Origin of the sequence: Aphanothece microscopica RSMan92, from assembly GCF_046613545.2 — a bacterium.
Classification (GTDB): Bacteria; Cyanobacteriota; Cyanobacteriia; order PCC-6307; family Cyanobiaceae; genus NIES-981.
The window spans coordinates 1-9,803 of record NZ_JBKKKY020000082.1; the positions used below are offsets into that span (position 1 = coordinate 1).

Genomic DNA, 9,803 nt, shown 5'->3' on the forward strand with positions numbered 1-9,803 from the left:
CCGAGGGGGTAGACCACCGGTCCTTCGGGCAGCCCCATCCAGTGGCGGCGCAGCCGTTCACACCAGCCCCCCTCCTCCGGGTCGCCCCAGCCGTAGACCCCGCTGTCCCCGATCACGATCAGCTTGCGCGGAACGGCGACGGCCATGGGCTGAGCGAGCGGCGGCATGGACGCCGATCCTGCTGCAACGGAGGCCGAGGGCCGGCGGGCGCAGGGCCGGCGGGCGCAGGGCGGCTGCCGGGGAAGATGGGGGCCGTTGTGCCCCCACCGCCATGGCCGCCCGCCAGCCGGTTGGCGATTTCCTGCTCCAGGGGGGACCGCTGCTGGATGTGCGCACCCCGGCGGAGTTTCTGCAGGGCCACATCCCCGGCGGCCGCAATCTGCCGCTGTTCAGTGACGAGGAGCGGGCCGAGATCGGCACCCTCTACAAGCAGGAGGGGCGCCAGGCGGCGGTGCGGCGGGGCCTGGCGCTGGTGGGACCGCGCCTGGAGAGCATGGCGGCGGAGCTGCTGGCCGTGGCCCAGGCCAGTCCGGGTGTTCCCCTGCGGCTCACCTGTTGGCGGGGCGGGATGCGCAGTGCCAGCGTCGCCTGGCTGGCGGAGCAGCTTGAGCTTCAGGTCCTGCTGCTGGAGGGTGGCTACAAGGCCTACCGCCGCTGGGTGCTCGACCTGTTCGAGCAGCCCTGGCCCCTGAGGTTGCTGGGGGGACGCACCGGCACGGGCAAGACGGACCTCCTGCTGGCGCTCGCCGCGCGTGGCGCGGCGGTGGTGGATCTGGAGGGGCTGGCCCACCATCGGGGCAGCAGCTTCGGGGCCCTGGGGCTGCCGCCCCAGCCCAGCAGTGAGCACTACGAGAACCGCCTGGCGGCGGCCCTTGCGCCCCTCGCCTCGGCGGGGGAGATCTGGCTCGAGGCCGAGAGTGCCCAGGTGGGTCGCTGCCGGATCCCGCTGGCCCTGTGGCGGCAGATGCAGGGCGCCCCGGTGCTCGAGGTGCAGCGGCCGCTGCAGGAGCGGGTGGAGCAGCTGGTGCGCATCTACGGGACGCAGGATCCCGATGCCCTGGCCGAGGCCACCCGTCGGATCGCTCGGCGCCTCGGACCCCAGCGCACCGCCCTGGCCCTTGAGGCGATTGCCGCGGCGGACTGGCCCGCGGCCTGCCGCCAGATGCTCGACTACTACGACCGCTGTTACGACCATGAGCTGAGCCACCACCGGTGCCACCCGGTCGATCTGGGCGGCCTGGATGCCGCGGGGGCCGCCGGGCTGCTGCTGCGCCAGGGGCTGGTGCGGCCCCGGGCCTGACGGACTGGTGGGCTCAGCGACGCCCCGCTCAGGCACAGCCGTGCTCAGGGACAGTGCTGCTCAGGCACAGCCCTGCTCAGTGGATCGGGCCCGTCAGCCGCTGCCTGGCGCGGTCACTGAGGTGTTCCCCCACCAGGGTGAGCGTGGCGAAGGCCAGCGTGAGGGCCAGCAGTTGGTCGAAGGCGAAGGAGCTGAGTGACTCCAGCAGCTGGCTGCCGAGGCCGGTGGCTCCCACCAGGCCCACCACCACCGATTCCCGCAGGATCACATCGGCCCGGTAGGCCCCATAGGCGAGGTAGGGGCGTGCCAGCGGGCTGAAGCGGCCGTAGAGCAGGGCCAGGCGTGGACCGCTCCCGGCGCAGGCCAGGGCCTGCTGGGGGGCGGAGCCGGTGCCTTCGGCGGTCTCCAGCAGCAGCCGGCCCAGGATGCCGAGATTGTGCAGACCCAGGGCGAGGGCGCCGGTGAGCACTCCGGGCTTCAGCACGAACAGCAGCAGCAGGGCCGTCAGGGGTGGGGGCCACAGCCGTCCCAGGGCCCAGGCACCGCGCAGGGCCAGCCTCCCCCACGGCCAGGGCTGCACCAGCAGCAGCAGCAGCGGCGCCCCACCCACCGCCAGGCAGGCGGCCAGGGCCGTGAGCAGCAGGGTGTTGGCGATCAGACCCGGCCACGGCAGGGCCATCACCGCCGCCCAGTCGGGCGGGGGGAGCGGGGGCATTCCGTCCCAGCGCAGCAGGGCGGCCGGATCCACCTGGAGGGCCCAGGCCACACCGGCGAGCAGGGGAAGCAGGCACAGGCTGGCCAGCAGGATTTCCCGGCCCTGGTGGCCGACGCTGCGCTGCTCGAGGGCGAACCGGCCGGGCATCGACCAGCGCCGCCGCAGCCAGCCCACCAGGCTTTCGAGGCTGAGCATGGCCGCCAGCAGCACCCACAGGGCCGTCCAGAGTTCATGGAAGGCCAGCGACTGGAGGGTCAGACGCAGCTCCGTGCCCAGTCCGCCCAGCCCGAACACCCCCAGCAGGGTGGCGCTGCGCAGGGCGCATTCCAGCCTGTAGCCGCCGTAGCTGATCACCTGCGGCAGCAGTGGCGGTCCCAGGGCGGTGAGCAGGGCGGCCGGGGCCGGGGCACCGCTGTTGCGCAGGGCCTCCAGCCCCTGGGTGGGCAGGGCGTCGAGCTGATCGCTGACCACGCGGGCGACCAGGGCTCCGAAGGGCAGCGCGATGGCGGCGACCGCCACGACCGGCTGCAGGCCCACCAGCTGCAGCAGGGCCAGGCCCCAGAGGAGTTCATGAACCGAACGGGGAAGGGCCAGGACCCGGCGGATCCATGCCGCCGCTGCCGCACTGCCCGTGCAGGTCCGCCAGACCAGCCGTGAGCTGAGGATGCCCAGACTGAGGCCGATCACCAGGCTCCCCGCCCAGCCGAGCAGCGCCATCCCCAGGGTCATCCCCAGACCCTCCAGCACCGAGCGCAGCACGGTGGGATCGAGGGAGGGCTGCAGGGCCGCCCCCAGGAACTGCCCCACCAGCTCCCAGCCTCCGCCGTGGCCGATGGCGGGGAGCAGCAGCAGCACCGGCACCAGCACCAGGGCCGGCATCAGGACCCACAGGGGAGCCGCCGGCCGCAGGGGGATGGCCTGGGTCATGCGCCAGCTCCAGCTCCAGTGCTGGCAGTGGAAGTGGCCCCCCTGTACAGGCCCTCGAGCTGCTCGTGCTGCAGCTCCTTCACCGGCAGGTCGAACTGCACCCGTCCCTGCCGCAGGCCCACCACCCGGTCGAAACCGTCCACCAGATCCGGTCGGTGCAGGCTCAGCAGCAGGGCCCTCGGGGCGTCCCCCTGCGCCAGCAGCAGGGCCAGCAGGTCCCGGGCCAGGCGGGGATCAAGGCTGGCGAGGGGTTCGTCAGCCAGCAGCAGGACGGGGTCCTGGCGCAGCAGCCTGGCCAGGGCGACCCGCTGGCGCTGCCCTCCGGAGAGGGCGCAGACCGGCTGGTCGAGCAGCAGAGGATCGAGGTCGAGCCGCCGCAGCACGGCCCGGCAGGCCTCGCTCTCCAGGGGCAGCAGCAGGTTCAGCAGGGCCCGGGGCCAGCCCCAGACCGCCAGGCGGGCGGCGTTCAGGTTCTGCTGGACGGTGAGCTCCTCGATCAGGCGGAGGTCCTGCCAGAGGGTGCCGATCCTGGCCTGCTGGCGTCGCCGCTGCCGGCTGGAGCGGGCCATGGGCTCCCCCTGCCATCGCACGGTCCCCTGCTGGGGTGGGAGCAGGCCGTTGGCAACGGCCAGCAGACTGCTCTTGCCGGCGCCACTGGGGCCCAGCAGCGCAACCCGTTCGCCAGGCCGGAGGCGCAGGGAGACCTGATCCAGCCGAGGCTGCGTGCGGCCCGGCAGGCTGATCTCCTCCAGTTCCAGCACCGGGGTGGCCGGTGGTTCCGCCTGCGTGGCCATCGGGCCATGCTGCCTGGCGGTCAGTCCAGTGCGGCCAGCTTCTCCGCCAGCAGCTTCTCCAGGTCGACCCGCTGGGCCGGGTCTCCGACCAGCCGCAGTTCGCCGGAGCCGGGCCACCAGTTGAGCCGCAGATTGCTCTCGCCGTCATCGAAGACGGCCATCTCGAACGGGCCCTTGTGCTCCCAGTGGCAGGGCAGGCCGAGGCTGGCCACCAGCGCCTGCAGGTCCTGGAGCGATCCGTGGAAATGCATCGGACTCACCGCAGCGGATCGAACCTAGGACCGGGTCCAGGCCAGGGGCGATCTCAGCGGATCTTGCCGATCTGCCGGCCCACCTGCTCGATCTTGGCGTAGGCCGCCGGGTTGACGGTGGTGAACTGCTGGGCTCCGAACAGGCCGAGGATCTGCTTCTGCTCAGGATCGCTGGGGCGCCAGCTGAGGATGGCCTGGCGAACCTTGCGGCTGAACCCCTGGCCGAAGCGCTGATCCAGGTCGGGCTGGCCGAGCCAGAGGTAGTCGGGGTAGCTGGGGGTGCGCCAGATCTGGATCACCTTGGCGCGGTTCGCCTTGCCGCTGCGCAGGCTGCTCTTCCACACCTGCTCGTTGACGACCCCGGCTTCGTAGGCACCGCTCTGGACCAGGGCGATGGTGGCATCGTGGCTGCCGCTGAATCCCGGCGCCCCGCCGGCGAACTTGTTGAGGCCCACGCCGGCCTGGCTGAGGAAGTACTGGGGCATGAGCCGGCCGGAGGTCGAGCTCTCCGAGCCGAAGGTGAAGCGCCTGCCGATCAGCGCCGTCAGTCCCTTCTGGTTGCGGATCGGCTGGATGCCGCTGCGGGCGTTGGCGATGAACACGCTGTAGAACTGGGCATCGATGTCCCGTTGGGCGAGCATCTGGGCGCCGGGCTTCTGCAGCCTGGCCTGGACACCGGTCAGGCCCCCGAACCACACCAGATCGAGGTTGCCGGTGCGGAAGGCGCTGACGGCGGCGGTGTAGTCGGTCACAGGGACGTACTGGACCTTCACCCCCAGCTGCTGGGAGAGTTCGTCGGCGACGAGGCGGTAGAGCCGGTTCAGCTTTTCCGGATTCTGGTCGGGGATCGCTCCGATCCGAAGCACCTTCTGGCTCTGGGCCTGGGCCGGCGGCAGCGGGTCGGCGACCAGGGGCAGGGGCCGGGGTGCCACGGCTGGCACCAGGGCCATGGTGAGGCCGGCAAGGAGGCCGGCCCAGCGTTGTCGGGAGCGCATCGGGGCTGAAAAGACGGGAGTCAGAGGCCGACGAGGAAGCGCTGGAGGCGCGCCAGGCCGTCCTGAATGGTGGCAGGCGAGGCGGCGCAGGAGAGCCGGATGCAGCGGTCATCCCCGAAGGCCACGCCGGGAACCACCGCCAGGCCCACCGCATCGAGCAGACGGCTGCAGAGGGTCATCGAATCGAGCCCGTAGGCGCTCACGTCAGGAAAGGCGTAGAAGGCACCCTCCGGGGGTTGGATCATCAGGCCGGGCAAGGCCATCAGTCCCTCGGTGAGCAGGGTCCGGCGCTGGTTGAACTGGGCCGCCATCTCCTGGACGCAGCTGCGCGAACCCTCCACCGCGGCCAGGGCGCCGTACTGGGCAAAGGTGCAGACGTTGCTGGTCGTCTGGCTCTGGAGCGCACTGGCGGCGGCGACCACGGTCTGGGAGCCGGCCAGCCAGCCGATGCGCCAGCCGGTCATGGCCCACCCCTTGGCGAAGCCGTTCACGGTGAAGATCCGATCCGCCAGGTCGGGTGCCACCGCCGCGAAACTGTGGTGGACGTGCCCCGGCGCCAGCAGAAATTCATAGATCTCGTCGCAGACCACCGCCACCTGGGGATGGCGTCGCAACACGGCGGCGACGGCCTCCAGTTCGGGACGGCTGAGCACCATGCCGGTGGGATTGCCCGGGCTGTTCAGCACCAGCAGCTTGCTGGCGGGCGTGATGGCCCGCTCCAGCTGCTGCGGATCGAGCCGGAATCCCTGGGCCGCCTCGCTGGCCAGCACCCTGACCGAGGCCCCGGCCAGGCGGGCGATCTCGGGGTAGCTCAGCCAGTAGGGAGCCGGCAGAAGCACCTCATCGCCCGGACCCAGCAGGACCTGGAACAGGTTGTAGAGGGCCTGCTTGCCCCCATTGGTGACCAGCACCTGGTCGGCGCGGGTCGGGACGTGGTTCTCGCGGCTGAGCTTCTCGGCGATCGCCTCCCGCAGGGCGGGTTCCCCGGCGGCGGGTCCATAGCGGGTGTGACCGTTCTCGAGGGCCCGGGCCGCTGCCTGCCGGATGAAGGCCGGGGTGTCGAAGTCCGGCTCGCCTGCGCTGAGGCTGCAGATGTCGCGGCCTTCGGCGCGGAGCTGCTTGGCCTTGGCGGCGATGGCGAGGGTGAGGGAGGGCCGCAGGGCCCGGGCCCGATCCGAGAGCCGCAGTGGCTCGGCCTCCGGCCGGCCAGAACTGGCGACGGCGCTGCCGATGGCCCTGGCCTGTGGTCCTTCCACCGAGGCGGCGGAGCGGTCAGCCCTGGCCGCAGCGGCGACAGCACCGGTGGCGAGTGAACTTGCAGCGACAGAATCGGCGGAGGCCAGCATCCCTGAATCCGACATCGGCGGGGGGCCGACGCTCGAATGGCGCGGCTTCAGCTTCTTGGCCATCCTGCCTCAGGCCCAGACCCGGCCGGGTTCAGGCGCTCACCATTCGCCATGCCGCCCATCGGGCGCCGGCCTGGGCGGTCCCGGTAGCCAGGGTGACGGCGCTCCCGGGCGGGGCGAAAGAGATTCGAGGCGTTCTGCTCCAGGGATCGCGGAGTACGCCGCGGCGAAGCTCGCCATGACCTCGCCATGACCTCGCCTGTGACCGGAACAGAGGTGGAGAACGGCTCCCAGGCGACCGCCTACGGACTGCTCCAGGCTCTGCTGCCCGAAGTGCCCCGCTCCAGCAGTCGTCTTGAGCGGCTCCTGCCGACCAGCGGAACCTTGCATGCCCTCACGGATCCCTGGATCAGCGGACGTTCCCATCTCGCCGAGCTCTTTTCCGGCCTGCGTTCCGTAGGCCAGGTCATTCTGATCAACAATCCCCTCAGCGGGGCTTTGCTGCTGCTCGCTCTGATGCTGCAGTCCGGCCGGATGGCCGCGTTCGCTGTCCTCGGCATTGCCGGTGCCCAGGCCATGGCCATGGCCATGAGCTGGGATCCAGCCTCCAGGAGGCAGGGGATCGTGGGCTTCAACGGGGCTTTGGTGGGTTGCGCCGCTGCCACGCTTGCGCACCCTGCCGGCTCCGCCCTGGCGATCTGGCTGGTGCTCGTACCGCTCGCGGGCGCTTTGAGTGCGGTCCTGCTGGAGGGTCTGAGGAGCTGGTGGTTCGGGAGGACAGCCTTGCCCCCCCTTTCCCTGCCGGCTTGCCTGATCGGCTGGCTGCTGCCGCTGGTGCTGGCTGGTCTCCGGGGAGCCGGCCTGGATTCCGATCCGCTGACACCCTCTCTGGCCTTGTCAGCGGCCGGGGGGATCTCCTCGATGCCGTGGCTGCTCCAGGCCGTCGTGCGTGCCTTCGGTCAGGTGTTTCTGTGTACGGGCATTAGCAGCGGAATGCTGGTGCTCCTGTCGGTCCTTCTGGCCAGTCCCGTAGCGGCACTCCTCGGGAGCCTGGGGGCGCTCACGGCGGCGCTGACCGGCCTGTTGCTGGGGCTGAACTCGTGGGAAGAGGTGATCTCCGGGGGGTTCGGCTTCAACGCTGTCCTGGTTGCCATCGCCTTGGGCGGCATCTTTTTCGCACCCACCCGCCGGAGCCTGCCGATCGCCCTCGCCGGCGCAGCGCTCACCATTCCGCTGGAACGGATCCTCCTTGCGCCGTTGACCAGGGTTGGCCTGCCCCTGTCCTCCCTCCCCTTCGTGTTCACCACCTGGCTGCTGCTTGTGATGGTGCGCAGACGACACCCGGCCCTGGTTCCGGTCGCCCTTCACGCGATCCTCACCCCTGAGGAGCATCGCCGTCGTTTTCGTGTGGCACGCCGTCTGCTCGCCGACTTCCGCCTGCGCCTCCAGCATGCGGCCTCCCCGGGGGCCGCTGCGGGGCCATCCCTGGCCTCCTTGATGGCACCCGATCGGCTGGGGAGATTGCGGGATCTCTTCCGCCAGCTCGACCTCGATTCCAGCGGCTGTCTATCCCTGGAGGAGCTGCATCGTGCGGTGGCCGGCGATGGTGCTCAGCCGAGTTCGTCGAAGGTCACAGCCCTGCTGGATCGGGTGCTGCAGCACATGGATCTCAACGGAGACGGCCGCCTGGATGAAGCGGAATTCGTGGAAATGGCCCTGCGTCTGCAGCGCCTTTCCCAGGGACACGAGCGGCTGCTGACCTACCTGCTGCCCCTCGATGCCAATGCCGATGGTCACCTCGATCAGGCTGAACTTCGCCGGTTGCTGCACAGTGTCGGTGCCCGTCCCCTTCAACCGGAAGAGGAGGTGAAGCTGTTCGGTTCGCAGCAGCGCCCCCTGAGCTGGGGCGACTTTGTCGATCGGCTTCTGCTCGGCTGAGCCGTAGGGTCAGGCTCGGCAGCCCGGCGATGCCCTGAAACAGGATTCCAAGGAACGGTTCGCGGCCGATGAACCCTTTGCCCCCTCCCGAGAGGTCCAGCAGCCAGCGTTCTTTCACGCCAGGCGCTTCAAACCCGGCCCTGCTTTCCACCAGCGAGGATTCATTCGCTGAGCTGGCAGCCGCCTGCTCCGACTGCCGCTGCTGCGGCCTGGTCGAGGGGCGGCAGCAGGTGGTGGTGAGCCGCGGCAATCCAGCGGCTCGGCTGATGGTGATCGGTGAGGGCCCCGGTGCCCAGGAGGATGCCCAGGGACTGCCGTTCGTGGGACGGGCCGGCCAGCTGCTCGATCAGATGCTGGCGAGCGTGGCGATCGATTCGAACCGGGACGCCTACATCTGCAACGTGGTGAAGTGCCGTCCACCGGACAACCGCAAGCCCAGCGCCGAGGAGATGGCGGCCTGCACCCCCTGGCTGGAGCGGCAGATCCATCTGGTGGACCCGCCAGTGATCCTGCTGGCGGGAGCCACGGCGATGCAGGGGGTCCTGGGAATCAAGGGGGGGATCACCCGACTGCGGGGCCAGTGGCGGCAGGGCAGCGGGCCGGTGCTCGGCGGCCGCTGGCTGCTGCCGATCTTCCACCCCTCCTATCTGTTGCGAAACCCCTCGCGGGAGCAGGGGAGTCCCAAATGGCTCACCTGGCAGGACCTGCAGGACGTGCGGCGGCGCCTCGATCAGCTCGCCGCTTGAGCCCCGTTTTGTGACAGGCTTTGGCCCGTCCGACCAATCGGCCCCCCCCCGCCATGACCGGCACCCTGGCCCGTCCCGACACCACCCCAGCGGAGCTCCCCGCCGACTGGGCCAGCAATCCGCGCTACGACACGGTGATCCGGCGCCGCAAGACCCGCAGCGTGCGGGTGGGTGACGTGTGGGTGGGCAGCGACCACCCTGTGGTGGTGCAGTCGATGATCAATGAGGACACCCTCGACATCGAGGGGGCGACCGCCGGCATCCGCCGCCTGCATGAGGCCGGCTGCGAGATCGTGCGGCTCACGGTGCCGAGCCTCGCCCATGCCAAGGCCGTGGGCGAGATCCGCAAACGTCTGGAGGACACCTACCGGCCGGTGCCCCTGGTGGCGGACGTGCACCACAACGGCATGAAGATCGCCCTCGAGGTGGCCCAGCACGTCGACAAGGTGCGCATCAACCCGGGCCTCTACGTGTTCGACAAGCCCGACCCGAACCGCACCGAGTTCACCCCCGAGGAGGTGGCCGCGATCGGCGAGCGCATCCAGACCACCCTTGAACCGCTGGTGAGCCTGCTCAAGCAGCAGGACAAGGGCCTGCGCATCGGCGTGAACCATGGCTCCCTGGCGGAGCGGATGCTGTTCACCTACGGCGACACCCCCCTGGGGATGGTGGAGAGCGCCATGGAGTTCATCCACATCTGCGACCGCCTCGATTTCCACAACATCGTGGTGTCGATGAAGGCCTCCCGTGCCCCGGTGATGCTGGCCGCCTACCGGATGATGGCCGACCGC

Annotated in this window: 9 protein-coding genes; 4 read left to right on the forward strand and 5 right to left on the reverse strand. The window is 70.5% G+C overall.

What is annotated here, in order from left to right:
- The first annotated feature begins 271 nt into the window (after positions 1-271).
- The gene (gene mnmH / locus ACLD7X_RS14855) at positions 272-1,300 is read left to right on the forward strand and encodes a tRNA 2-selenouridine(34) synthase MnmH (RefSeq protein WP_411424436.1); all 1,029 of its coding nucleotides are present in this window, start codon (positions 272-274) and stop codon (positions 1,298-1,300) included.
- 76 nt (positions 1,301-1,376) lie between these two features.
- On the opposite strand, the gene ACLD7X_RS14860 is transcribed toward mnmH, so the two are convergent.
- From ACLD7X_RS14860 to ACLD7X_RS14880, 5 genes are all read right to left on the reverse strand, one after another.
- Positions 1,377-2,942, reverse strand: a complete 1,566-nt coding sequence (locus ACLD7X_RS14860; protein ID WP_411424437.1) for a PhnE/PtxC family ABC transporter permease — start codon at positions 2,940-2,942, stop codon at positions 1,377-1,379.
- Entirely contained in the window at positions 2,939-3,736 is a 798-nt protein-coding gene (locus ACLD7X_RS14865) for an ATP-binding cassette domain-containing protein (RefSeq protein WP_411424438.1), read from the reverse strand. Before ACLD7X_RS14865 ends, ACLD7X_RS14860 begins: the two co-directional genes overlap by 4 nt.
- 20 nt (positions 3,737-3,756) lie before the next feature.
- Complete coding sequence (locus ACLD7X_RS14870; RefSeq protein ID WP_411424439.1) at positions 3,757-3,987, reverse strand: hypothetical protein; 231 nt, start codon at positions 3,985-3,987, stop codon at positions 3,757-3,759.
- A gap of 53 nt (positions 3,988-4,040) precedes the next feature.
- Positions 4,041-4,937: a putative selenate ABC transporter substrate-binding protein gene (locus tag ACLD7X_RS14875; protein WP_412007076.1), complete on the reverse strand. Its 897-nt coding sequence runs from the start codon at positions 4,935-4,937 to the stop codon at positions 4,041-4,043.
- A gap of 65 nt (positions 4,938-5,002) precedes the next feature.
- A complete protein-coding gene (locus tag ACLD7X_RS14880; RefSeq protein WP_425625300.1) occupies positions 5,003-6,391 on the reverse strand; it encodes a pyridoxal phosphate-dependent aminotransferase in 1,389 nt (462 codons plus the stop codon).
- Positions 6,392-6,577: 186 nt separating this feature from the next.
- Between ACLD7X_RS14880 and ACLD7X_RS14885 the strand changes: the two genes are divergently transcribed.
- The 3 genes from ACLD7X_RS14885 to ACLD7X_RS14895 form a co-directional block, all read left to right on the forward strand.
- A complete protein-coding gene (locus ACLD7X_RS14885) occupies positions 6,578-8,266 on the forward strand; it encodes an urea transporter (protein WP_411424441.1) in 1,689 nt (562 codons plus the stop codon).
- Between the two features lie 68 nt (positions 8,267-8,334).
- Positions 8,335-9,012 carry a uracil-DNA glycosylase gene (locus ACLD7X_RS14890; RefSeq protein WP_411424442.1) on the forward strand — a complete coding sequence of 226 codons (678 nt, stop codon included), beginning with the start codon at positions 8,335-8,337 and terminating at the stop codon, positions 9,010-9,012.
- 53 nt (positions 9,013-9,065) lie between these two features.
- Positions 9,066-9,803 (forward strand): flavodoxin-dependent (E)-4-hydroxy-3-methylbut-2-enyl-diphosphate synthase (locus tag ACLD7X_RS14895; RefSeq protein ID WP_411424443.1); only part of this gene is annotated, 738 nt, incomplete at its 3' end.